Origin of the sequence: Streptomyces himastatinicus ATCC 53653 (genome assembly GCF_000158915.1) — a bacterium.
GTDB classification, from domain to species: Bacteria; Actinomycetota; Actinomycetes; order Streptomycetales; family Streptomycetaceae; genus Streptomyces; species Streptomyces himastatinicus.
Genome location: NZ_GG657754.1, coordinates 9,173,814 through 9,196,332, shown reverse-complemented (window position 1 = coordinate 9,196,332; position 22,519 = coordinate 9,173,814). Strand labels below are relative to the sequence as shown.

The 22,519-nt window shown below is 73.3% G+C and carries 18 protein-coding genes and 3 pseudogenes; 17 read left to right on the top strand and 4 right to left on the bottom strand.

From position 1 onward, the window contains the following. The first annotated feature begins 7 nt into the window (after positions 1-7). Both SSOG_RS39145 and SSOG_RS39140 read left to right on the top strand, forming a co-directional pair. Positions 8-1,186, top strand: a complete 1,179-nt coding sequence (locus SSOG_RS39145) for a thiolase C-terminal domain-containing protein (RefSeq protein WP_039939754.1) — start codon at positions 8-10, stop codon at positions 1,184-1,186. Positions 1,187-1,218: 32 nt separating this feature from the next. Next, a complete protein-coding gene (locus tag SSOG_RS39140; protein ID WP_039939753.1) occupies positions 1,219-1,620 on the top strand; it encodes a Zn-ribbon domain-containing OB-fold protein in 402 nt (133 codons plus the stop codon). Between the two features lie 3 nt (positions 1,621-1,623). On the opposite strand, the gene SSOG_RS39135 is transcribed toward SSOG_RS39140, so the two are convergent. After that, a complete protein-coding gene (locus SSOG_RS39135) occupies positions 1,624-3,117 on the bottom strand; it encodes an aldehyde dehydrogenase (RefSeq protein ID WP_106516530.1) in 1,494 nt (497 codons plus the stop codon). 220 nt (positions 3,118-3,337) lie between these two features. On the opposite strand from SSOG_RS39135, the gene SSOG_RS39130 reads away from it, so the two are divergent. From SSOG_RS39130 to SSOG_RS39110, 5 genes are read left to right on the top strand one after another with little or no spacing between them, the layout of a single operon-like run. Next, positions 3,338-4,867, top strand: coding sequence for an ABC transporter substrate-binding protein (locus tag SSOG_RS39130; RefSeq protein WP_050800109.1), 1,530 nt, complete (start codon positions 3,338-3,340; stop codon positions 4,865-4,867). 18 nt (positions 4,868-4,885) lie between these two features. Further along, positions 4,886-5,827 carry an ABC transporter permease gene (locus SSOG_RS39125; RefSeq protein ID WP_009719849.1) on the top strand — a complete coding sequence of 314 codons (942 nt, stop codon included), beginning with the start codon at positions 4,886-4,888 and terminating at the stop codon, positions 5,825-5,827. Beyond that, complete coding sequence (locus SSOG_RS47815) at positions 5,824-7,812, top strand: dipeptide/oligopeptide/nickel ABC transporter permease/ATP-binding protein (protein ID WP_078510514.1); 1,989 nt, start codon at positions 5,824-5,826, stop codon at positions 7,810-7,812. The genes SSOG_RS39125 and SSOG_RS47815 overlap by 4 nt, the downstream gene beginning before the upstream one ends. After that, entirely contained in the window at positions 7,787-8,833 is a 1,047-nt protein-coding gene (locus SSOG_RS39115) for an oligopeptide/dipeptide ABC transporter ATP-binding protein (RefSeq protein WP_009719847.1), read from the top strand. The genes SSOG_RS47815 and SSOG_RS39115 overlap by 26 nt, the downstream gene beginning before the upstream one ends. Before the next feature lie 55 nt (positions 8,834-8,888). Next, positions 8,889-9,620 carry a FadR/GntR family transcriptional regulator gene (locus SSOG_RS39110; protein WP_039939752.1) on the top strand — a complete coding sequence of 244 codons (732 nt, stop codon included), beginning with the start codon at positions 8,889-8,891 and terminating at the stop codon, positions 9,618-9,620. 23 nt (positions 9,621-9,643) lie between these two features. Here SSOG_RS39110 and SSOG_RS39105 read toward each other — a convergent pair. From SSOG_RS39105 to SSOG_RS39095, 3 genes and pseudogenes are all read right to left on the bottom strand, one after another. Beyond that, positions 9,644-10,407: pseudogene (locus SSOG_RS39105) on the bottom strand (crotonase/enoyl-CoA hydratase family protein). Continuing rightward, entirely contained in the window at positions 10,404-11,168 is a 765-nt protein-coding gene (locus SSOG_RS39100; RefSeq protein ID WP_009719844.1) for an SDR family NAD(P)-dependent oxidoreductase, read from the bottom strand. The pseudogene SSOG_RS39105 and the gene SSOG_RS39100 overlap by 4 nt, the downstream one beginning before the upstream one ends. Before the next feature lie 42 nt (positions 11,169-11,210). Beyond that, complete coding sequence (locus SSOG_RS39095) at positions 11,211-12,398, bottom strand: thiolase family protein (RefSeq protein ID WP_009719843.1); 1,188 nt, start codon at positions 12,396-12,398, stop codon at positions 11,211-11,213. 63 nt (positions 12,399-12,461) lie between these two features. Here SSOG_RS39095 and SSOG_RS39090 point away from each other — a divergent pair, with 63 nt between their 5' ends. The 10 genes and pseudogenes from SSOG_RS39090 to SSOG_RS54345 all read left to right on the top strand — a co-directional run. Next, on the top strand, positions 12,462-13,646 hold the full coding sequence (locus SSOG_RS39090) for an acyl-CoA dehydrogenase family protein (protein ID WP_208867415.1): 1,185 nt from the start codon (positions 12,462-12,464) through the stop codon (positions 13,644-13,646). Between the two features lie 39 nt (positions 13,647-13,685). Further along, entirely contained in the window at positions 13,686-14,822 is a 1,137-nt protein-coding gene (locus SSOG_RS39085; RefSeq protein ID WP_009719841.1) for an acyl-CoA dehydrogenase family protein, read from the top strand. A gap of 76 nt (positions 14,823-14,898) precedes the next feature. Next, positions 14,899-16,092, top strand: a pseudogene (locus SSOG_RS56850) (AMP-binding protein); the annotation flags it as partial. Then, positions 16,093-16,581: an AMP-binding enzyme gene (locus tag SSOG_RS56845; RefSeq protein ID WP_342634424.1), complete on the top strand. Its 489-nt coding sequence runs from the start codon at positions 16,093-16,095 to the stop codon at positions 16,579-16,581. Beyond that, positions 16,578-17,783, top strand: coding sequence for a CaiB/BaiF CoA transferase family protein (locus tag SSOG_RS39075; RefSeq protein ID WP_009719839.1), 1,206 nt, complete (start codon positions 16,578-16,580; stop codon positions 17,781-17,783). The genes SSOG_RS56845 and SSOG_RS39075 overlap by 4 nt, the downstream gene beginning before the upstream one ends. Further along, the gene (locus tag SSOG_RS39070; RefSeq protein ID WP_009719838.1) at positions 17,780-18,535 is read left to right on the top strand and encodes an SDR family NAD(P)-dependent oxidoreductase; all 756 of its coding nucleotides are present in this window, start codon (positions 17,780-17,782) and stop codon (positions 18,533-18,535) included. Before SSOG_RS39075 ends, SSOG_RS39070 begins: the two co-directional genes overlap by 4 nt. A gap of 16 nt (positions 18,536-18,551) precedes the next feature. Then, a complete protein-coding gene (locus tag SSOG_RS39065; RefSeq protein WP_009719837.1) occupies positions 18,552-19,409 on the top strand; it encodes an amidohydrolase family protein in 858 nt (285 codons plus the stop codon). Between the two features lie 868 nt (positions 19,410-20,277). Then, a complete protein-coding gene (locus SSOG_RS39060) occupies positions 20,278-21,066 on the top strand; it encodes an enoyl-CoA hydratase/isomerase family protein (protein WP_009719835.1) in 789 nt (262 codons plus the stop codon). Between the two features lie 12 nt (positions 21,067-21,078). After that, positions 21,079-22,296: an NAD(P)/FAD-dependent oxidoreductase gene (locus SSOG_RS39055; RefSeq protein ID WP_009719834.1), complete on the top strand. Its 1,218-nt coding sequence runs from the start codon at positions 21,079-21,081 to the stop codon at positions 22,294-22,296. A 12-nt stretch (positions 22,297-22,308) separates the two neighbouring features. Next, positions 22,309-22,519: pseudogene (locus SSOG_RS54345) on the top strand (hypothetical protein); the annotation flags it as partial.

Below are 22,519 nucleotides of genomic sequence, written 5' to 3'. Positions count from 1 at the left end.
AGGCCGGATGTCCCACGAGCTGTCCGGCAGGACCGCCATCGCCGGTCTCGGCATCACCGAGATGGGCAAGGTGTACGGACGTACGGCGACGGACTTCGCGGTGCGCGCCGTCGCCCTGGCCGCCGAGGACGCCGGGATCGGGCTCACCGAACTCGACGGTCTGCTCATCAACCCGGGCGTCGGCGGCGACATCGGGCTGCCGCTCCAGGCCGCGCTGGGCGTCGGGGAGCTGCGGCTGCTCTCCACGGTGCAGGGCTTCGGCTCCTCCGCGTGCGCCATGGTGCAGTACGCCTCGCTCGCGATCAGCGCGGGGCTCGCCGAGACGGTCGCCTGCGTGTACGCGGACGCGCCGCTGCGCCAGGGCGCGGGCAGCGGTGCGGCGTACACCGGCGCCGCCCGGCAGGCGTCCGCCCTGGACGGGCTGCCGCGGGCCGCGGGTCTCGACAGCGCCGCCGCGAAGTACGCGCTCGCCGCCCGGCGTCATATGGAGCGCTACGGGACGACGAGCGAGCAGCTGGGCGCGGTGGCCGTCGCCGCCCGGCAGTGGGCGGCGTTCAACGAGCGGGCGCAGATGAGGGACCGGAAGCTGACGCTGGAGGACCATCAGGCGTCCCGTGTGGTGGCCGATCCGCTGCGGCTGTTCGACTGCTGTCTGGTGAGCAACGGCGGGATCGCGGTCATCGTCACGAGCGCCGAGCGGGCCCGGAGCCTGGCCCGGCCGCCGGTGTACGTGCTCGGCTGGGGCCAGGGCCACCCCGGGCACCCGATGGCGCGCGGCAGCGGCTTCGGCCTGGTCACGGGGGCCGCCACGTCCGGCCCGGCGGCGCTCGCCATGGCCGGTCTTTCGCTGTCCGACATCGGCGTCCGCGAGATCTACGACTGCTTCACCTTCACGACGCTGGTGTCCCTGGAGGACTACGGCTTCTGTGGCAAGGGCGAGGGCGGCGCGTTCGCGGCCTCGGGGGCCCTCGCGCCGGGTGGCAGCCATCCCACCAACACCGGGGGCGGCCAGCTCTCCTCGTACTACATGTGGGGCATGACGCCGCTGTCGGAAGGCGTCATCCAAGCGCGGGGCGACGGCGGCCCGCGGCAGGTCGCGGGCGCCGACGCGATCCTGGTCAGCGGCAACGGCGGGGTACTCGACCACCATGCGACGCTGATCCTCGGCCCGCATCCCCACCCCTGATCATCTGCGAGGAATCCGGAAGGACTGGGCCCGTGAGCGTTTCCCCCCTCACCCGTGACGAACACTCCGCGGAGTTCTTCGACGCCGCGGCCCGGGGTGTCCTGCTGCTGCGCTGGTCGACGGAGTGCGGCGGCTACCTCCCTCCGGCCGCGGTCATCTGCCCGTGTGCCCCGCTCGCGCCGCTGGAGTGGCGGGAGGCGTCGGGCCTCGGCGAGGTGGTCACCTGGACGGTCATCCCCGTGCGCGGAACGGACGCGGTGCCGCCCACGGTGGTGGCGTACGTCGAGCTGGCGGAGGGCCCGTGGATCACCGTGCGGGTGCGGGGCATCGACCCGGCCAAGCTCCGGGCGGGCCACCCGGTGCGCATCGGTTTCGAAACCCCCGAGGGCGGCGGCGAGACCATCCCGATCGCCCTGCCGCCTCACCCCGGCTGAACCTCACCCCGGCGACACGGCGATCGACTTGGTCTCCTGGTAGGCCCGCAGGCCCTCGGGGCCCATCTCGCGCCCGATGCCAGACTCCTTGAACCCGCCGAACGGGCTCCCGTACGCCTGCGGGTGGCCGTTCACGCTGACCATGCCGGTGCGCAGCCGCCGCGCCACCGCGAGTCCCGCGTCCGGGTCGGCGGTCCACACCGAGCCGGAGAGGCCGTACGGGGAGTCGTCGGCGATCGCCACGGCCTCGTCGGTGTCCCGGTACGGAATGACCGTGACGACCGGGCCGAAGATCTCCTCGCGGGCGATCCGCATGCCGTTGTGCACGCCGTCGAACAGCGTCGGCTCGACGTACCAGCCCGCGTCGAGGCCATTGGGACGCCCTCCGCCGGCCACGACCCGGGCGCCCTCGGCGCGGCCGGTGGCCAGATAGCCCTCCACCCGGTCCCGTTGGCGCTCGCTGATCAGCGGGCCGACGACGGTCCCGGCCGCGAACGGGTCGCCCACGGGCACCTCGCGGAAGGCGGCGGCCAGCGCGTCGACGAGCGCGTCGTGCCGGGTGGCGGGGACCAGGATCCGGGTCTGGGCGATGCACGCCTGACCGTTGACCATCAGCGCCATGGGCAGGATCTTCCTGACGAACGCCGCCAGGTCGGCGTCGGGGAGCACGATCGCCGCCGACTTGCCGCCCAGCTCCAGCGTGACGCGGGCGATGCGCTCGGCGCAGACGGCCATGATCCGCTTCCCGGCGGCGCTCGATCCGGTGAACGCCACCTTGTCGACGCCCTCGTGGGCCACGAGGTGGGCCCCGGCGTCCCGGTCGCCGGGGACGAGGTTGAAGACGCCCGGCGGAAGGCCCGCCTCGGCCAGCGCCTCGGCCAGTTCGAAGAGGGTGAGCGGGGCCTCCGGAGCGGGCTTGGAAATCACCGAGCAGCCCGCCGCCAGGGCCGGGGCTACTTTGAGCATGGGCGAGCTGAGCGGCCCGTTCCACGGGGTGATCGCGGCGACGACGCCGACCGGCTCCTGGGTGACCAGGCTGGTGTTCCCCGCGCCGTCGGTGCGCGGCTCGTCCGGGTCGGTGGAGCGCACCAGACCGGCGTAGTAGCGCAGGTGCCTGATGGGGTTGGGCACATGGGCCGCGGCACTGAACCAGCGGGGGCAGCCCAGTTCGCGGGTGAGCAGGTCGACCAGGTACTCCGACCGCTCCTGAAGGATGTCCGCGGCCCGCTCCAGTACCTCGGCGCGGTCCTGCCGTGGCGTATCCCGCCACACACCGGAGTCGAACGACGCGCGCGCGGCGGCGACGGCCCGCTCCACGTCCTCGGGGGAGGCGAGGACGGTACGGCCGACGAGGTCCTGGTCGGCGGGGTTGCGGATGTCGAGCGGGGTACCGCCCCGGGACGCGGTCCAGGCCCCGTCCAGATACATCCGCTGCCGGTCGACGGGGGCGATGGTGGCCACGGGCGTCTCCTTGATCCGGACGTCTCCTGAAACCATGACTATGGATTGCACTGTAGCCGAGATCACCCACCGTGGGAGGAGTATCCGCACGCATCCCTTCTGAACAGGCGGTGCACGGATCTGGCCATCGGGGCGACGACGGGCTTACCGTGAGCCATGTCCTCGAATCTATGCGCAGGAATCGCATAGAAAGCCTTGACGGGTCGGAACACCTGGGGCAATCGTGTGGACAGCCCAGCGGGCCCAAGGAGGCGTTATGCGGGTACAACTCACGGCGGTCGGGCTGGTGACGGTGATGGCCGCGGGCGGCCTCACCGCCTGCGGCTCTTCCTCCTCCGGCGACACATCGGGGGGCGGAAACCGCACCCTCACCCTCGGGACCACCACCGTCGTCTCGCAGTGGGACCCGTATCAGAACGACTGGGGCCCGTTCCTCCAGCCCCAGCAGGCCGCGTACGACAGCCTGGTGCACCGCAACCCGGACGGGTCGTTCGCGCCGGGGCTCGCGACGAAGTGGCGCTACGCCGACCCGTCGACGTTCGACATGACGATCCGCCACGGCGTGACCTTCTCCGACGGCACCAAGCTGGACGCCGCCGCGGTGAAGGCCAACCTCGACCACGGCACATCCGTCCAGGGCCCCCGGACCGACGAGATAGCCGCCATCAGCAAGGTGACGGTCACCGCGCCCGACCAGGTGCGGATCAAGCTGTCCCGGCCCGACCCCTCGCTGCCGCTCGTCTTCTCCGCCGTGCTCGGCCAGATGGCGAGCCCGAAGGCGCTGAAGGACCCGGCGCTGCTGAAGAAGAAGCCGGTCGGCGCCGGGCCGTACACCCTGGACACGGCCGCCACCACACCGGGCGACAAGTACACCTTCGTCAAGAACCCGAAGTACTGGGACGCCAAGTCGGTGAAGTTCGACAAGCTGGTGTTCCCGATCATCCAGGACTCCACCGCCTCCCTGAACGCCCTGCGCTCGGGGCAGATCGACGGGGCGATCGGCACCCTCGACGACGTCCCGGCCGCCAAGGCCGCGGGCCTCGCCGTCTCCTCCTCGCTGAGCTACTTCACCGCGCTCAACATCAACGACCGCAGCGGCCGCCAGGTCAAGGCGCTCGGCGACGTGCGGGTCCGCAGGGCGCTGAACTACGCCGTCGACCGCGAGGCCCTCCAGGCGACCGCGGGCGAGGGCCAGCCCACCACCCAGATCTTCCCGCCGGGCCAGCCCGGGTACGTCAAGGCGCTGGACAAGGCGTATCCGTACAGCCCCGCGAAGGCGAAGAAGCTGCTCGCCCAGGCGGGCTACCCCAACGGCATCGACCTCACGGTCACCAACACCGCCGTGCTCTTCTTCGACCGCTACGGGCAGGCGCTCGCCCAGCAGTTGAAGAAGTCGGGCATCCGCATCAAGATCCACAACGTGTCGCTGCCGCAGTACCAGGCGATGCGCCTCTCCGACAAGAACCCGCTGTACGCCTGGTTCTACAACTGGATCGGCACGCCCATCGACGCCAACCGGCTGCTGCGCAAGAACGGTCAGTACAACCCGTACCGGGTCGACAACCCGAAGCTGGACAAGCTGATCGACAAGGCGGCCGCCGAGACCGGGGCGCGGCAGCGGGCGACGTACGAGGAGATCTCCAAGGAGGTCGTCGACCAGGCGCTCTTCGTCGTCACCAACATCGGCAAGACCTACTACTTCTACAACCCGAAGAAGGTCAAGGAGATGAACTACGTGCCGCTGGAGTCGCTGCCGTTCGTCAGGGGCCTGGAGCCCGCCTCCTGAGTCCGAGGAGCAAGTGCTGTGCTCAGGACAGTCCTCCGACGGCTCCTGGTCGTCGTCCCGATGCTCTGGGGGATCGCCACGCTGGCGTTCTGCCTGGTCAATCTGATCCCCGGATCCCCGGCGCGCACCATCCTGGGCGACGGAGCCACCGCCGAGCAGGTCGCCGCGCTGGACCGGAAGATGGGCTACGACCGGCCGCTCGCCGACCAGTACTGGACGTGGCTCTCGCACGTGCTGCGTGGTGACTTCGGCACCTCGCTGCTCACCAGCAGGCCGACGACCGCCGATGTCGGTGCCCGGCTGCCCATCACCCTCTCCGTGGTCGCCGGTGCCGTGCTGCTGACGGTCGTCGTCGGGGTGGCCGTCGGCGTGCTGAGCGCGATCGGCGGGCGGCGCCTGGACCGCGCGGGGCAGAGCGTGCTCAGCTTCTTCATGGCCGTCCCCAGCTTCTGGCTGGGCGTGCTGCTGGTCTTCCTGCTGTCCATCCGGCTGGGCTGGCTGCCCGCCACCGGCTATGTGCCCTTCGCCCACTCCCCCGGCCGCTGGCTCGCCTCGATCGCCCTGCCCTGTCTGTCGGTGGCGGCGGTGGGCATCGCCACCGTCGCCCGGCAGACCCGGGGCGCGATGCTGGACGTGCTGACCAAGGACTACATCCGCACGTTGCGCGCCGCCGGGGTCTCCAACCGTTCGCTGATCTTCCGGCACGCCCTGCGCAACGCCTCGATTCCCATCGTGACCAGCGTCGGCTTCCAGTTCATCGGGCTGCTCGGCAGCACCGTCATCGTGGAGCAGGTCTTCGCGCTGAACGGGCTCGGGGCGCTGACCCTTTCGGCGGTGAACGGAAAGGACTTCCCCGTGGTGCTCACCGTCGTCCTGTTCACGACCACCATCGTGCTGGCCGCGAACCTCCTCGTGGACGTCGCCAACGCCTGGCTCAACCCGAAGGCGAGGCGGGCATGAGCGTCGGCGTGAACACCGAGACCGTGGCGGCCGCCGGGCCGGGCCGTCACCGGCGCCCGGGCGACAAGGGCACGGGCCGCGCGCGCGGCGTGCTGCGCCGCCCCGGGACCTGGCTGAGCCTGGCGTGGATCACCGTGGTCGTCCTCGGCAGCCTCTTCGCCTCCGTGCTGGCCCCGCACGATCCGCTCGACCAGGATCTGCGCAGTATCTACCAGGGCCCGTCCGGCACGTACTGGCTCGGCACCGACTCCCTCGGCCGCGACGTGCTCAGCAGGCTGATGCACGGCGGGGCCCTCAGCCTGCTCGGCTCCGGCGAAGCCGTCCTGGTCGCGCTGCTCATCGGCATCCCGTTCGGCCTGCTGGCCGGCTACCGCGGCGGCTGGGCCGACGCCGTCATCAGCCGGATCGCCGAGGCGCTGATGGCCCTGCCCGTGATCATCATCCTGCTCGCGGTGGTCGCGGTGTACGGGCGCGGGTTCGCGGTGTCCATGGGCGCCCTCGGGGTCATCTTCTCCGCCGCCATCATCCGGCTGGTGCGGGCGACGACGGCGGCCGTACGGAGTGAGCTGTACGTGGACGCCGCCCGCGTCTCGGGGCTGCGGGCGCCCCGGATCGTCGTACGGCACGTACTGCCCAACGTCATCGCGCCGGTGCTCATCCAGAGTTCGCTGACCCTGGGCACCGCCCTGCTGATCCAGTCCGGTCTGGGCTTCCTCGGGCTCGGCCCGCAGCCCCCCGCGCCCAACTGGGGAGCGGGCATCGCCGAGGCCGCCACCGCCATCAACCAGGACGCCTGGCTGATGGTCCCGACCGGAGGCGTCCTCGTCCTCACCGTCCTGGCGTTCAACTTCCTCGGCGACGCGCTGCGCGACGCGGCCCCCGCGGGCCGGGGAGCGGCGGCCACCGGACGCTTCTTCGGCCACCGCGCCCTGCCCGCGGACTCCGATGCGGCGGAACCCGCCGACGACGGCGTGCTGCTGCGGGTCCGGGGTCTCGTGGTGTCCTTCCCCGAGGACGGCGGAGGCGACCAGCCGGTGGTCGACGGCGTCGGGTTCGACGTACGGCCGGGCGAAACCGTCGGCCTGGTGGGCGAGTCGGGCTGCGGCAAGACCGTCACCGCGCTGTCCGTCCTCGGCCTCGTCCCGGGCGCCGGGCACGTCGCGGAGGGGCGGATCCTGTTCGACGGGGCGGACCTCGCCCGGATGCCGGAGAAGCGGCTGGCGGCGTACCGCGGGAAGCGGATCGGCTACATCGCGCAGGAGCCGATGACCGCGCTCGACCCGTGCTTCACCATCGGGTCCCAGCTCGTGGAGCCGCTGCGGCGGCACCGCGGGCTGGACCGGGCGCGGGCCCGGGCCCGCGCCGTCGAACTGCTGGGCCTCGTCGGCATCCCGCGCCCGGAGCAGATCTGCCGCGCCTATCCGCACCAGCTCTCCGGCGGTATGGCGCAGCGCGCGGCGATCGCGCTCGCCCTCACCGGCGAACCGGACCTGCTGATCGCGGACGAGCCGACCACCGCCCTCGACGTCACCGTGCAGGCCGAGATCCTCGATCTGCTGCGCTCGCTCCAGGCGGAGCTGGGCATGGCGATGATCCTGGTGACCCACGACCTCGGGGTGGTCGCCGACATCTGCGACCGGGCGGTGGTGATGTACGCCGGGCAGGTGGTCGAGGAGGGCACGGTCGACCAGATCTTCACGGCCGCCCTGCACCCCTACACCCGTGCCCTGCTGCGCTCCACGCCGGAGCGCGAGGCGACGGCGGGCCCGCTGCCCGCCATCGAGGGGACGGTACCGCTGCCGCGCGACTGGCCGGCCGGCTGCCGGTTCGCCGCGCGCTGCGCGTACGCCACCGAGGCCTGTTCGGCGGCGCCAGTGCCGATGCTGGTGCGCGACCCCGCGCCCGGTGGGCCGCGCGCGGCCCGTTGTATCCGTGCCGACTCCTGGAAGGCGGTGGACCATGAGCGCGCTGCTGGAGCTGTCTGACCTCGCGGTCACCTACCCGGCGCCCGGCCGCCGTTCCGCGCCGCTGCGCGCGGTGGACGGGGTGAGCCTGCGCGTCGAACCGGGCGAAACGGTCGGCCTGGTCGGTGAGTCCGGCTCGGGCAAGTCGACCATCGGCCGGGCCGTCCTCGGCCTCACCCGGGCCGCCGAGGGGCGGATCTCGTTCGACGGCGCGGACATCACGCGTGCGTCAGCGCGCGTCCGCCGGGCGCTCGCGTCCGACCTCCAGGTCGTCTTCCAGGATCCGTACAGCTCCCTCAACCCGAGCCATCCGGTGGGCAAGACGCTCGCCGAGCCGCTGCTGCGGCGCAAGGGGACGGGCCGGGAGCGGGCGGGGGCGGAGATCCGGCGGCTGCTGGCGGCCGTCGGGCTGCCCGACGACGCGGCGGACCGGCATCCGGCGCGGTTCTCGGGCGGTCAGCGGCAGCGCGTCGCCATCGCCCGGGCGTTGGCGGTCTCGCCCCGTCTGGTCGTCTGCGACGAGCCGGTCAGCGCGCTGGACGTGTCCACCCAGGCCCAGGTGATCAATCTGTTGGCCGCGCTCCAGGCGGAGCTGGGCGTGGCGTATCTGTTCATCGCCCATGACATCGCGGTCGTACGGCACATCTCGCACCGCGTCGTCGTCCTCTACCGGGGCCGGGTCATGGAGTCGGGGCCCGCCGCCGAGGTGTGCCTGCGGCCGAGCCATCCGTACACCCGCGCGCTGGTGGCGGCGGCCCCGGTGCCGGATCCGGCGCTCCAGCGCAAGCGCCGCCAGGTGCGGCGGGCCTCGGTGTCGACCTCGACGGCGGCGGCCGTGGCCGTGGACGGGCCGGGGTGCCCCTTCGCGCCCCGCTGCCCGCATACGGCGGAGGTGTGCTGGTCGACGCGGCCCGCCCCCACCACCGTGGGCCAGGTGGAGTTGAGCTGCCACCGGTACGATCCGGGCTCGGGCCACCCCGACGCGGGCGCGCCGCTCCCCGGCCCCTCCCCGGCGGGAAACGGGCATGGGCGCCAACCCTGATAAGGGTTCCGGTATACTCCGCCCCATGGAGGGACCTTGGCTATCAGGTGAGGAAATGGCACCGACGAAGACACTGAAACGCGGGGCCAAGGTCGCCGAGGCGCTGGCGCAGGAGATCGTCCACGACATCGTGAAGCGCAAGCTTCCCCCGGGCACGCTGCTGCCGTCCGAGGCGCAGATGATCGAGGACTACGGCGTCGGGCGCGGCTCGCTCCGCGAGGCCCTGCGGATCCTCGAGGTCCACGGGCTCATCACGATGAAGCCGGGGCGCAACGGCGGCCCGATGGTCATCGAGGTGCGCACCCGCGACTACGGGCGGATGTCGACGCTCTTCTACCACCTCGGCGGCGTCACCTTCGGTGAACTGCTGGAGGCGCGGCTGGTGATGGAGGCGACGATGGCCCGGCTGGCCGCCGAGCGGAACGCGCCGGAGCTGGGTGAGCAGCTGGCCGAGTCGTGCGAGAAGTCCGTGGTGGAGGACGACGATCGGTACTTCGCCGCCACCCATGACTTCCACCGCAAGGTGTCGTCGATGTCGGGGAACCCGATCCTCAACCTGGTGAGCATGTCGCTCGAGGACATCTTCCACGACCAGGTCAGCGGCTTCCTCTTCCCGCCCGACCGGCGCGAGGACGTGCAGGCCACGCACAAGGCCATCGCGCGGGCCATCGCCAAGGGGCAGGCCGCGACGGCGGAGCGGCTGATGCGGCAGCACATGCAGGAGTACGCGGACTACGTGCGCAGGCGCCACCCCTCGCTCGTCGACCAGGTCGTCAACTGGCGCTGATCGCATGGCCGTTGTCCATACGGTCAGCGGCCGCGCCAGACGGGTTTGCGCTTCTCCGTGAACGCCGACGCGCCCTCGCGGGCGTCCTCGGAGGAGCGGACCGGTTCGTAGATCGCGTGCTGCCGGGCGAAGGCTTCCTCGGCGGGCCACCGGCCGCCCTCGTTCAGGACCCGCTTGGTGGCCCGTACGCCCAGGGGGCCGTTCTCCGCGATCCGCCCGCCAGCGACAGCGCCCCGGCGAGGGCGCCGCCGGGCGGTGTGAGCCGGTTGACCAGGCCCGCCGCATGCGCCCGTACGGCGTCGATACGGTCCCCGGTCAGCGCCCACTCGGCCGCCGTGCCCAGCGGCACCCGGCGCGGCAGCCGCAGCAGGCCGCCGCCCCCGGCCATCAGCCCGCGGCGCACCTCGGGCAGCCCGAACGAGGCGTCCTCGGCGGCCACGATCAGATCGCAGGCGAGCGCGATCTCGAACCCTCCGGCCAGGGCGAAGCCTTCGACGGCCGCGATGAGCGGCTTCGCGGGCGGCGCCTCCACCAGCCCGGCGAAGCCGCGGCCCGGCACCGAGGGGCGCTCGCCCGCGAGGAACGCCTTGAGGTCCATTCCGGCGCAGAACGTGCCCCCGGCGCCGGTCAGTACGCCGACGCACAGCGCGTCGTCCGCGTCGAGCCGTTCCATCGCGGCGCCGATCGCCCGCGCGGTGGCGGTGTCGACGGCGTTGCGCACCTCGGGGCGGTCGATGGTGACGACGAGGACGGCACCCCGCGCCTCGACGGTGACCTCGGGGCTCATCGCGCCTGCATCCGGATCGCGCCGTCGAGGCGGATCGTCTCGCCGTTGAGCATGGGGTTGTCGATGATGTGCAGCGCCAGCCGGGCGTATTCGTCCGGGACGCCGAAGCGGCGCGGATGCGGCGCCATGGTGGAGAGCGAGTCGCGCACCCGCTGGGGCAGCCGGGCCAGGATCGGGGTGTCGAAGAGGCCGGGGGCGATGGTGCACACCCGGATCAGCTTGCCGGCCAGGTCACGGGCGGCCACCAGGGTCAGCCCGACGACGCCCGCCTTGGCGGAGGCGTAGGGGAGTTGGCCGATCTGGCCTTCCCAGGCGGCGACGGAGGCGGTGAGCACGCAGACACCGCGCTCGCCGTCGACCGGTTCGTTGCGGGCCATCCGGGCGGCGGCGAGGCGCAGCACGTTGAAGGTGCCGATCAGGTTGACGCGTACGACGGACTCGTAAAGGTCGAGGGAGCCGGGTTCGCCGTCGCGGTCCACGACCCGCATCGCGCCGCCCCGGCCCGCGCAGTGCACGAGCGTACGCAGCGGGCCGAGGGCTTCGGCGGCCGCGACGGCTTCGGCGACGGCGTCGGGGTCGGTGACGTCGGCGGGCGTGAAATGGGCGCGGGCGCCGAGGTCGGCGGCCACGGCCTTGCCGTCGGAGGCGGGCAGGTCGAGCAGGACGGTCGGCACTCCGGCGGCGACCAGCCGCCGGGCGGTGGCCAGTCCCAGGCCGGAGGCCCCGCCGGTCACCACGGCGGACCCTGATGTGACGTCCATGGCTGGTCGCCTCCTTGGCTTCGTGAGCGAGGTGGTACGGGTTCAGGGCGCGCCGAGGTTCTCCAGGACGAGGGCGTTGGCCATGCCGCCCGCCTCGCACATGGTCTGGAGTCCGTAGCGGCCGCCGGTGTCCTCCAGGTGGCCGAGCAGCGTGGTGGCCAGCCGGGCGCCGGAGGCACCGAGCGGGTGGCCCAGCGCGATGGCGCCGCCCCGGGGGTTGAGCCGGTCGTCGGGGAACCCGAACTCGGCCTGCCAGGCGAGCGGCACGCTCGCGAACGCCTCGTTGACCTCGGCGGCGGCGATGTCGTCCAGGGTCAGCCCTGAGCGGTACAGCACCCGCCGGGTGGCGGGGAGGGGGCCGGTGAGCATCAGCAGCGGATCGTCGCCGCAGACGGCGGAGGCCACGATCCGGCCCCGGGGGGTGAGGCCGAGGGCGGCCGCACGCTCCTCGGACATCACCAGGAGCGCCGCTGCGCCGTCGGTGAGCTGGGAGGCGTTGCCCGCGGTGATCTTGAAGTCGAGGTCAGGGAAGCGGCGGTGGTATCCGGATCCGGCGAAGGCCGCGGGGAGTTCGGCCAGCCCCTCGGGGGTCGTACCGGGGCGGATCGTCTCGTCCGCGGAGACGACGCCGTGCGGGGTGGTGATGGGCACGGTCTCGCGCGCGAAGGCGCCGTCGGCCACGGCCTTGGCGGCGCGCTCGTGGCTGCGCGCGGCATAGGCGTCGAGCGCCTCGCGGCTCAGCTGCCACTTCCGCGCGACGAGTTCCGCCGCGATGCCCTGCGGCAGCAGGCCGGGGGCGTACCGGCGGGCCACTCCCGCGCCGAAGGGGTCGGCGCCCAGGCGGGCCGATCCCATCGGCACCCGGCTCATGGACTCCACTCCGGCCGCGACCACGGTCTCGTACGCCCCCGCGACCACCCCCTGCACGGCGAAGTCCAGCGCCTGCTGGCCGGAGCCGCATTTGCGCTCGATGGTCACCGAGGGCACGTGCTCGGGAAGTCCGGCGGCCAGCCAGGCTTGCCGTCCGGGGGTGGCGGACTGCTCACCGGCCTGGCCCGCGCAGCCGACGAGGACGTCGTCGACGGTGCCGGGGTCGATGCCGGTGCGGTCCAGGAGCGCGGTGAGGACCGCAGCCAGCAGATCGACCGGGTGGACATCGGAGAGCGCGCCACCGGGCCTGCCCCGGCCCATGGGAGAGCGCACGGCGTCGACGATGACGGCTGCGGGCATGGCGTTCCCCGGTTCCGTGAGGTGCCTTGACAGAAAAACTATGCATACCTTTACCATGGATTCGTGTCCGGAACCATGGTGAACGACCCCACGAACGGCCTCTCCGAGCAGCAGCTCGAGGTGCGCCGCATGGCGCGGGAGCTGGCCCGGGAGCACTACGCACCGCTGGCCGCGCGCTGGGACGCCGAGCGCCTGCCGCTTCCGCACGAGGAGCGCCGCAGGCTCGGCGATCTGGGGCTGCTCGGCATCACGCTGCCCGAGGAGTTCGGCGGTTCCGGCGCCCCGGTGCTCGACGCGCTCGTGGTGATCGAGGAGTTGGCCAAGGAGTGCCGCCCCGCGGCGTTCCAGGTGTTCGAGTGCACCACCGGCCCGGCCGCCGTCGTCAATCTGCTCGGCGGCGACGAGCTGCGTGCCCGCTGCCTTCCGCCCGTCATCCGCGGCGACGCGACGATGGCGGTGGCCATCTCCGAACCCGACGCGGGCTCCGCCGCCACCGACATGACCACCCGCGCCGTCCGGGACGGCGACTCCTACCGGGTCAGCGGATCGAAGCGATGGATATCGGGCGGCGGTCACGCGGATCAGTACCTGCTGTACGCACGGCTCGCCGATGTGCCCGGCGCCCGCGGCATCGGCGCGCTGGTGGTCGACGCCGACACCCCGGGCATCTCGTACGGCGCGCAGGAGAAGCTCATGGGCTTCCGCGGCATCCCGTCGTGCGACATCCACTTCGACGACGTACGGGTCCCCGCCGCCAACCTGCTGGTGGACGCGGGCCGCTTCCGCGAGCTGTTCACCGGTTTCTCCCTGGAGCGGCTCGGCAACGCGACCATGAGCCTGGCCCTCGCCCAGGCCGCCGTCGACCGCACCGTGGACTACGTACAGACCCGTACGGCCTTCGGCAAGCCCCTGATCGAGTTCCAGGCCACCCAGCTGACCCTCGCCGACATGGTGCTCCAGGTCGAGGCGGCGCGGCTGCTGGTCTACCGGGCGGCCCGGGGCGCCGGGCGGGGCCTGCCCTCACCACTGGAGGTCTCGCTGGCCAAGTGCACGGCCAACGAGACCGCGAAGCGCGTCACCGACCTGGCCATCCAGCTGCACGGCGGCAACGGCTACACCGAGGAATACGGCATCGAGCGACTGCACCGCGACGCCCACGGCTGGGCCCTGGCGGGCGGCACCCCCACCATGCAGCGCACCCGCATCGTCTCCGAGCTGCTGGGCCGGAGCTTCGACCAGCGTCGCTGACCCCCACCTGCGGGGATACGAACGCGAAGGAGACCGCCCATGCCGTTCGATCTGACCCGGCTACCCCGACGTCACTGCGCCCTGCGCGAGCGCGCCGCGGAACTCGCCGAGCGGCTGCGCCCCGGCGCCGACCGCGCCGACGCCGCGACCGGCATCGACCCGGCGACGCGGGACGCGCTGCGCGCGAGCGGCCTGGTCCGGCTCACCGTCCCCGCCGCACACGGCGGGGAGGACGCGCGCGTGGACCCCCTCGCCGTCACGGTGGTGCGCGAGGCGCTGATGGCCGTTTCCGCGCATCTGGACTCGCTGTTCGCCATGCAGGGCATCGGCAGCTTCGCGCTGTCCGCGGCCGACCCGCGGCTACGGGACGCCTGGCTGCCCCGGGTGGCCGCGCTGGAGGCGATCGCCGCGCTGGCGCTCACCGAGCCCGAGATCGGCTCCGATCTGCGGTCGGTCACCACGCGCGTGACCGAAGCCGACGGCGGCCTGGTGGTCAGCGGCCGTAAGTCCTGGATCACCAACGCCGGTGCGGCCGACTTCTACACCGTGCTGTGCCGGGAGGGCGACGGCCACAGCCTGGTGCTCGTCCCCGCCGACGCCCCCGGCGTACGGGTGGAGAGCGGCCCGGACATCATCGCCCCGCACATCCTCGGCACCGTGTTCCTGGACGAGGTGTCGGTCCCCGCGGACCACCGGATCGGCACACCGGGCGGCGCGTTCCCGCTGGTGCTCCAGACCTTGTCCACCTTCCGCGTCTCGGTGGCGGGTTCGGCCGTCGGCCTCGCCCAGGCCGCGCTGGACGAGGCCGTACGGCACACCACCTCGCGCGAGCAGTTCGGCCGGGCGCTCGCCCGGCTCGGGCCGCTCCCCCATCTGCTGGGCACCTCGTGGATGGAGATCGAGTCCGCGCGCGCCCTGACCTACACCGCGGCCGCGAGGGCCGCCGAGGATCCGGCGGCGGCGCTGCCCTGGTCCTCGATGGCGAAGGTGGCGGCGACGGAGACCGCGGGCCGGGTGGTGGACCGCTGTGTGCAGATGATGGGCCGCTTCGGGCTCGTCACGGGGTCCACCATCGAGCGGCTCTACCGCAATGCCCGCCCGATGCGGATCTACGAGGGCGGCAACGAGGTGCTGACCGGCCAGCTCGCCAAGACGCTCACGCAAGGCCACGGCTGAACCCTGGCCCCAAAACCATGACTATGGTTATATCAATTCTGTTCGAGTCATCGCCACCGCGCGGACAAGGGGTGAGATGAGGACCTACACGGACCTGGTGCCGGTCTTCCCGGACCAGCGCGACTGGACCCTGGCGACCGTGCTGCGCCACCAGGCACACGTCCGCCCCGACGCGGTCTTCCTCGACGTACCGGAGGAGCACCGCACCTTCAGCTACGCGCAGAGCCTGGAGCAGGCCGAATCCGTCGCCGACGCGCTGGCCCTGGCCGGGGCCTCCCCCGGCGACCGGGTGCTCGTCATGGCGGCCAACTCCTCGCAGTTCGTGCGCACCTGGCTCGGAGTGTCGCTCGGCGGCTATGTCGAGGTGCCCGTCAACACCGCCTACGAGGGCGTGTTCCTCGGCCACCAGCTGGTGACCGCGGGCCCGCGCTGGGCGGTGGTGGACGACGTACTCGCCGACCGGTTCCTCGCCGTCGCCGACGACGCCCGCGTCATCGAATGCTTCTGGGTCGTCGACACCGGATCCCGCGACGGCGCCCTGCGCGCGCTGCGCGACGCCGGGTGGCGGGCGGAGCCCTGGGAGGAGCTGGCGCGCGGCGCCCGGCCGGGGGCGCGCCCGCCGACGCCCGCCCCCGCTCCCTCATCGTTTGCCTCCATCTTCTTCACTTCGGGCACCACGGGGCCCCTCCAAGGGCGTGGCGATGCCGCACGCCCAGATGCACTGTCTTCGGCGAGGAGGTGGACAGCCTCGAGCGGCTGACCGCCACGACGTGTACTTTCAGCCTGCACCCCGCTCTTCCACGGCAACGCCCAGTTCATGGCCGCGTATCTGACGCTCATCGCCGGGGCGCGGCTGGTGGTGCGGCCGCGCTTCAGCGCCAGCCGGTGGGTCGACCAGCTGCGCGCCTCCGGCGTCACGGTCACCAACCTCATCGGCGTGATGATGGACTTCATCTGGAAGCAGGAGCCCCGGCCCGACGATGCCGACAACCGGCTGCGCTCGGTGTTCGCCGCGCCGACCGCGGGCTCCATCCTGGCGGGGTTCCGCGAGCGCTACGGCATCGACGCGTTCGTCGAGGTCTTCGGGCTCACCGAGACCAGCGCGCCGATCCTCAGCCCCTACGGCGAGGAGCGCCCGGCGGGTGCCGCCGGGCTCCAGGCCGCCGACTGGTTCGACATCCGGCTGGTCGACCCCGACACCGACGTGGAGGTGCCGGTCGGCGAGATCGGCGAGCTGGTCGTCCGCCCGAAGCACCCGTGGACGTGCAGCATGGGCTACTACGGGATGCCCGAGCGCACCGTCGACGCCTGGCGGAACCTCTGGTTCCACACCGGCGACGCCCTGCGCAAGGACGCGGACGGCTGGTACTACTTCGTGGACCGCTACAAGGACGCGCTGCGCCGCCGGGGCGAGAACATCAGCTCGTACGAGATCGAGCAGGCCCTGCTCGGCTGGGACGCCGTCCTGGAGTGCGCCGTGATCGGCGTCGCCGCCGGCGTCGAGGCGGGCGAGGACGAGGTGATGGCCGTCGTCGTCGCCGCGCGCGACTTCGACCCCGCCGAGCTGTGGGAGTGGTGCGCGGGACGCGTCCCCGCGTTCGCCGTACCCCGCTTCGTCCGCGTCGTCGACCGGCTTCCCAAGACCCCGTCGGAGCGGGTGCGCAAGGCGCTGCTGCGCACCGAGGGCGTCACCCCCGGCACCCACGACCGCCTCGCCCCGCACGGTGCCGCGTCCCTGACCGCGGAGCGCATCGCATGAGCCGCGAACGGGGCAGCTGTCCTGGGCCGCTCGCCGGGGTCACCGTGCTCGAACTGGGCACGATGTACGCGGCCCCCACCGCGGGACGCATGCTGCGCGACTTCGGCGCCCGCGTCATCAAGGTCGAGGACCCGGGCACCGGGGACTTCGCCCGGCACTGGACACCGCAGCACAACGGCCTCGCGCTCGGCTTCGCCCGGCTCAACGCGGGCAAGGAGTCCATCGGCATCGACCTGCGCAGGCCCGCGGGCCGCGACCTGGTGCGCCGCCTCGCCGCGCGGGTGGACGTGGTGCTGGAGTCCTTCCGGCCCGGCAGGCTGGAGGAGTGGGGGCTCGGCTACGACGTGCTGGCCGCCGACAACCCCGGCCTGGTGCTCACCCGCGTCTCCGGCTTCGGCCAGACCCGGTCCGTACCGGAGCGGGAAAGGCGTTCACGCATCGGGGTGGGCCAGGCAACCCGCCCACCTCCCCCGCAGTTATGGCTTTGGACGGACTCAATCGCAGGCCTAATGGGCGCCTTCGGCACGGTCACCGCGCTGCTGGCCCGGTCCCGCACCGGCCGGGGCGACGCCGTGGACGTCGCCCTCTACGAACCGCTGATGTTCATCCTCGGCGACAGCATCCTGCGCTACACCAGCAGCGGCGAGATCCAGCAACGGGTGGGGAACGGCTCCGGCTCCGCCTCCCCGCGCGGCATCTACCAGGCGGGGGACGGCCACTGGATGTCCATCGCCGCGTCCTCGCAGACCATCGCGCTGCGCCTGTTCACCGCCATGGGACACCCCGAGTTCGGCGACGACCCCCGGTTCGCCACCAACCCGGCGCGGATGGAGCACAACGAGGAACTCCAGCGGCTGGTCGGCGCCTGGGTGCGGCAGCGGCCGCGCGCCGAGGTGCTCGCCGATCTGGAGGCCCACGAGGTGGTCGCCGCGCCCGTCAACGACGCCCGGGACATCGTCGAGGACCCGCACTTCCGCACCCGCACCCTGGTCGAACTGGCCGGGACCGCCCTCGGGCCGGTGCTGGTGCCCGGCCCCGTCGTCCACCTGGACAGCTACCCGGGCCCGCTGTACGAGGGGGTGCCCGCCATCGGCGAGCACACCGGGCCCGCGCTCACCGAACTGCTCGGCCTCACCCGCGAGGAGCTGGCCGAACTCGCCGCGTCCTCGGCCGTGGCCCCGGACCGGACCCGTGTGCCATGACCACCGCCGTCGATCTGTCGGACCGGGTGGCGCTGGTGACCGGCGGCAGCCGCGGACTCGGCCGGGAGATCGTGCTCGGCCTGGCCGCCTCCGGGGCCCACGTCGTGATCGCCAGCCGCACCCTGGAGCGCTGCGCCGAGGTCGCCGCCGAGGTGCGCCGGGCCACCGGGCGGCGCGCCCTGCCGTACGCCTGCCACGTCGGGCGGTGGGACGGGCTCGACGGCCTGGTCGACGCCGCGTACGCCGAGTTCGGGCGGCTCGACGTCCTCGTCAACAACGCGGGGATGTCGCCGCGTTACGACACGGTCGCGGACGTCGGCGAGGTCCTCTTCGACAAGGTGATCGGGGTCAACCTGAAGGGACCGTTCCGGCTGGCCGCGCTCGCGGGCACCCGGATGGCCGCCGATCGCGGCGGCAGCATCATCAACATCAGCAGCACCGCCGCCGTACGCCCCCGGGCCGACGTCCTGCCGTACGCCGCCGCCAAGGCCGGGCTCAACGCCCTCACCGCGGGCCTCGCCCATGCCTTCGGCCCCACCGTACGCGTCAACGCCATCATGGCCGGAACCTTCCACACCGACGTGACCGCCGCCTGGGACATGGACGCCTTCGCCGCCCGCGCGGCGGGCTTCGCGCTGCGCCGGGGCGGGCGGCCCGCCGAAATCGTCGGCACGGCGCTGTATCTGGCCTCCGGCGAACTGTCCTCGTACACCACCGGCTCGGTCATCACCGTCGACGGCGGCCAGCCGTGAAGGGAGCGGGTCCGAAGTGATCATCGATGTGCACTGCCACGCCTGGCCCGACGCCCTCGCCGAACGGGCCCTCGGCGGCCGGGTGCCCCAGCTGGAACGGCACGGCGACGGCAAGATCTCCTCCCTGCACCGGGTGCTGGCCCGCTCCGGCGTCGACAAGGGCGTACTGCTCGGCATCGCCGACACCGCCCGGCACGTCGACGCGGTCAACCGCTTCGTCGCCGCCCGGCGCGGCCCGGACCTGCTGCCCTTCGGCACCGTCCACCCGGACCTGCCGCTGGAGGACAACCTCGCGAGCCTGCGCCGCCACGGCATCACGGGCGTCAAACTCCACTCCCTCTTCCAGGGGTTCGCCTACGACGACCCGAGGGTGTGGGACCTGCTGGAGGCGTTCGGCTCGCGGATCGCCGTCATCGCCCACGTCGGCGCGGGCGGCGACCGGCTCAGCAACGAGCGGGCCACCCCCGCGATGGTCCGCGCCATCGTGCGGCGCTTCCCCGATCTGCGGCTGATCGCCTGCCACTTCGGCGGCTACCACCGGCTGGAGGAAGCGGAGGAACAGTTGCTCGGCGAGAACGTCTTCCTGGAGACCTCATGGCCGCCCACCATGGCCCGGCTCGCGCCCGAGCGGTACGCGCGATCATCGGCAGACACGGCGCGGACCGCGTGGTCTTTCGGGCTCCGACTGGACGATGGCCGACCCGGCGGCGGAGATCGCGGCGATCCGGGCCCTTCGGCCTGTCCGACGAGGCCACGGCGGGCATCCTCGGCAACAACGCCGCCCGCCTCCTGGGCCTCCCCGCGGCCCGGCCACCAACCGTCGAGCCCCGCCCGACCGACGGGAGGGCCGCCGCGCAAGGCGCGGGCGGATTGACCGGGCCGGACGGCACGGACACCGCCACCATGCGACCACCCTCCGGCGAACCCAGCCCCGGCAGGGGCAGCACGGACAGCGCGGGTGGGCCGGGCGGACCCGGTGGCCCCGGCTGGCCGGGTGGCACCGGCGTGCCGGACGGGCCAGGCGGCACGCACGGCGCGGGTGACACCGGCAGGCCGGATGGCACGAATACGGCCGCCGAACGGCATCCCTCCGACGAACTCCCGCCGGACGGCGGAAGAGGCGGCACGGATGGGCCGGGCGGACCGGCAGGCACGGACAGGCCGGAAGGGCCGGGCGGGCCGGGCGGGCCCGGTGACCCCGGCTGGCCGGGCGGCACCGGCGTGCCGGACGGGCCAAGTGGGCCGGGCGGCACGCACGGCACGGGTGGCACCGGCAAGCCCGACGACACGGATACGACCGCCGAACGGCATCCCTCCGACGAACTCCCGCCGAACGGCGAAAGGGACGGCACGGACGGGCCGGGCGGACCGGCAGGCACGGACAGGCCGGATGGGCCGGGCGGGCCCGGTGGCCCCGGCTGGCCGGGCGGCACCGGCGTGCCGGACGGGCCAAGTGGGCCGGGCGGCACGCACGGCACGGGTGGCACCGGCAAGCCCGACGGCACGAATACGGCCGCCGTACGGCATCCCTCCGGCGAACTCCCGCCGAACGGCGGCACGCACGGCACGGACGGGCCGGGCGGCACGCGTGGCGCCGGTCGCACGGGCGGACCGGGCGAGCCCAGTACACCGGGCAAACCGGGCGCACCGTTCGACGGTCCGGGCTGGGCCGATCGGCCTTCCGGCGGGCCCGAGACGGGGGCGGGCGCGCCTCCGGGCCGCCACGACCGGGCAGGTCGGCCGTGACCGGGCGGCCCGGGAACAGCGGCGACGTCCTCGTCGAGCGGCGTGGCGACGCCACGTGGATCACCCTCAACCGTCCCGACCGGCGCAACGCCTACGACCCGGCCATGGCCGAGGCGGTGGCGGCCGCGCTCGACGGGGCCAGCCGCTCCCGCGCGGTCGTCATCACCGGCGTGCCGGGCAGCTTCTGCGCCGGGGGCGCCCTCACCGGCCTCAGCAGGCCCGATGTGACCGCGATGCGCGGCCTCTACCGGGCCTCCCTGCGGCTGTTCGATGCCGTCCGCAACTGTCCGCGCCCGGTCATCGCCGCCGTGGGCGGCGCGGCGGCCGGGGGCGGCAATGAACTCGTCGTCGCCTGCGACCTCGCCATCGCCGCCGAGTCGGCGACCTTCGGGCAGACCGGTCCCCGGGTCGGCAGCTCCCCCGTCACCGGCGCCACCAATGTGATGGGGGTGCAGATCGGCGAGAAGCGCGCCAAGGAGATGGCGATGCTCTGCCGCCGCTACTCCGCCGCGCAGGCGCTGGAACTCGGCCTCGTCAACGCCGTCGTGCCCGACGCCGAGCTGGAGCCGACCGTCGAGTCGTGGATCGCCGAACTCGCGCAACTCAGCCCGCGCTACCTGGAAATCACCAAGATCAGCTCCAATGTGTGGTGGAACGCGGCCCGCGACTCCTTCAGCAGCGGCCTCGGCATGCTCGTGCAGTCGATCGGCAGCCCCGACATGGCCGAGGGCGCACAGGCGTTCCTCGACAAGCGCCGCCCCCGCTTCCCCGGACCCGACGCCTGAAGGAGGCGCGCCATGCACATCGTCGTGGTCGGCGCCTCCCTCGCGGGCGTCCGCACCGTACAGCTGCTGCGCCGCAGGGGCAGCAAGGCCAGGATCACCCTCGTCGGGGCCGAGCCCACGGTCGCGTGCGACCGGCCGCCGCTGTCCAAGAGCTATCTCGCCGACCCCGGCGCCGAGGCCCCGCCGCTGCTGTCGGCGGCGGAACTCGCCGCGCTCGGCGTCGAACCGCTCCTCGGTACGACGGCGACCGGCCTGGACCCGTCGGGCCGCACCGTCGCGCTGCGCGGCGCGCCGCCACTGCCGTACGACGCCCTGGTGATCGCGACCGGCTCCGCTCCCCGCACCCTCCCCGGGCTGCGGCCGTGCCCCGGTGTGCACATGCTGCGTACCGCCGAGGACGCGGCGGCCATCCGGGCGGGCTGCCGGGCGGGGGCCCGGCTGGTGGTCGTCGGCGGTGGGTTCATCGGCGCCGAAGTGGCGTCCACCGCCCGGTCCCTGGGCTGCGCGGTCACCATCGTGGAACCGCAGCCCGCGCTGATGGTGCGGGGTCTCGGGCCGGTGCTCGGCACGGCCCTCACCGGGCGCCACGTCCGGCACGGCATCGCGGTGCGCCTCGGGGCCACGGTGGCGGGCATCGAGGACGACGGCCGGGGCGCGCTCCGGGGCGTACGGCTCGGGGACGGCGGGCTCGTCCCGGCGGATCTGGTGGTGCTGGGCGTCGGTTCCCGGCCCGCCACCCGCTGGCTCGAAGGGTCCGGGCTGGTCCTGCGGGACGGCGTCGTATGCGATCAGCACCTGGGCGCGCTGGGAGTGGCGGACGTGTACGCGGCCGGGGACATCGCCCGCTGGCACCACCCCCGTTACGGTACGGACCTCCGCGTCGAGCACTGGACGAACGCCGCCGACCAGGCGTCCGTCGTCGCCGCCAACCTCACCGGGACGCCCCTGGTCTGCGACGCGGTGCCGTACGTGTGGTCGGATCAGCTCGGCGGCCGGCTGCGGATCCATGGACGGGTCGGCGCGGAGGACGAGGTCCGGACCGTCGCGGGAGATCCGGACGAGGGCGACTTCACGGCGATCGCGGGCAGCGGGGGCACGCTGCGGGCGGTCGTCGGGTTCGGCGGGGCGCGCGAACTCGCCCCGTATCAGAAGCTGTTGCGCACGGGCGGCGGCTGGCACCAGGCACTGGCCCTCGCCGAAGAGCGGCGCGCCGCGCCCGCGGGCGGATGAGCGGAGCCGACGATGACACTCGACCCAGCGACGTCGGAATTCCTCGCCCGCGCGGCCGCGAGCGGGGCCCCGCCCCTGCACGAGCTGACGCCACGCGAGGCCAGGGACCGGCACACCGCGATGAGCACGCTGTTCGGCGCCGGACCCGACATGGCGAGGGTGGAGGAGGCCGTGGCCCCGGGCGGCGGCCACGCGGGCGCCCCGGTGGCGGCTGCTCGTCCCG

What these genes read in the sequence shown, in the direction of transcription:
- SSOG_RS39145 (WP_039939754.1), top strand. Translation starts at nt 8, where the DNA reads ATGTCCCACGAGCTGTCCGGCAGGACCGCCATCGCCGGTCTCGGCATC.
- SSOG_RS39135 (WP_106516530.1), bottom strand. Translation starts at nt 3,117, where the DNA reads ATGGTTTCAGGAGACGTCCGGATCAAGGAGACGCCCGTGGCCACCATC.
- SSOG_RS39130 (WP_050800109.1), top strand. Translation starts at nt 3,338, where the DNA reads ATGCGGGTACAACTCACGGCGGTCGGGCTGGTGACGGTGATGGCCGCG.
- SSOG_RS47815 (WP_078510514.1), top strand. Translation starts at nt 5,824, where the DNA reads ATGAGCGTCGGCGTGAACACCGAGACCGTGGCGGCCGCCGGGCCGGGC.
- SSOG_RS39115 (WP_009719847.1), top strand. Translation starts at nt 7,787, where the DNA reads ATGAGCGCGCTGCTGGAGCTGTCTGACCTCGCGGTCACCTACCCGGCG.
- SSOG_RS39110 (WP_039939752.1), top strand. Translation starts at nt 8,889, where the DNA reads ATGGCACCGACGAAGACACTGAAACGCGGGGCCAAGGTCGCCGAGGCG.
- SSOG_RS39100 (WP_009719844.1), bottom strand. Translation starts at nt 11,168, where the DNA reads ATGGACGTCACATCAGGGTCCGCCGTGGTGACCGGCGGGGCCTCCGGC.
- SSOG_RS39095 (WP_009719843.1), bottom strand. Translation starts at nt 12,398, where the DNA reads ATGCCCGCAGCCGTCATCGTCGACGCCGTGCGCTCTCCCATGGGCCGG.
- SSOG_RS39085 (WP_009719841.1), top strand. Translation starts at nt 13,686, where the DNA reads ATGCCGTTCGATCTGACCCGGCTACCCCGACGTCACTGCGCCCTGCGC.
- SSOG_RS56845 (WP_342634424.1), top strand. Translation starts at nt 16,093, where the DNA reads ATGGGCTACTACGGGATGCCCGAGCGCACCGTCGACGCCTGGCGGAAC.
- SSOG_RS39075 (WP_009719839.1), top strand. Translation starts at nt 16,578, where the DNA reads ATGAGCCGCGAACGGGGCAGCTGTCCTGGGCCGCTCGCCGGGGTCACC.
- SSOG_RS39070 (WP_009719838.1), top strand. Translation starts at nt 17,780, where the DNA reads ATGACCACCGCCGTCGATCTGTCGGACCGGGTGGCGCTGGTGACCGGC.
- SSOG_RS39055 (WP_009719834.1), top strand. Translation starts at nt 21,079, where the DNA reads ATGCACATCGTCGTGGTCGGCGCCTCCCTCGCGGGCGTCCGCACCGTA.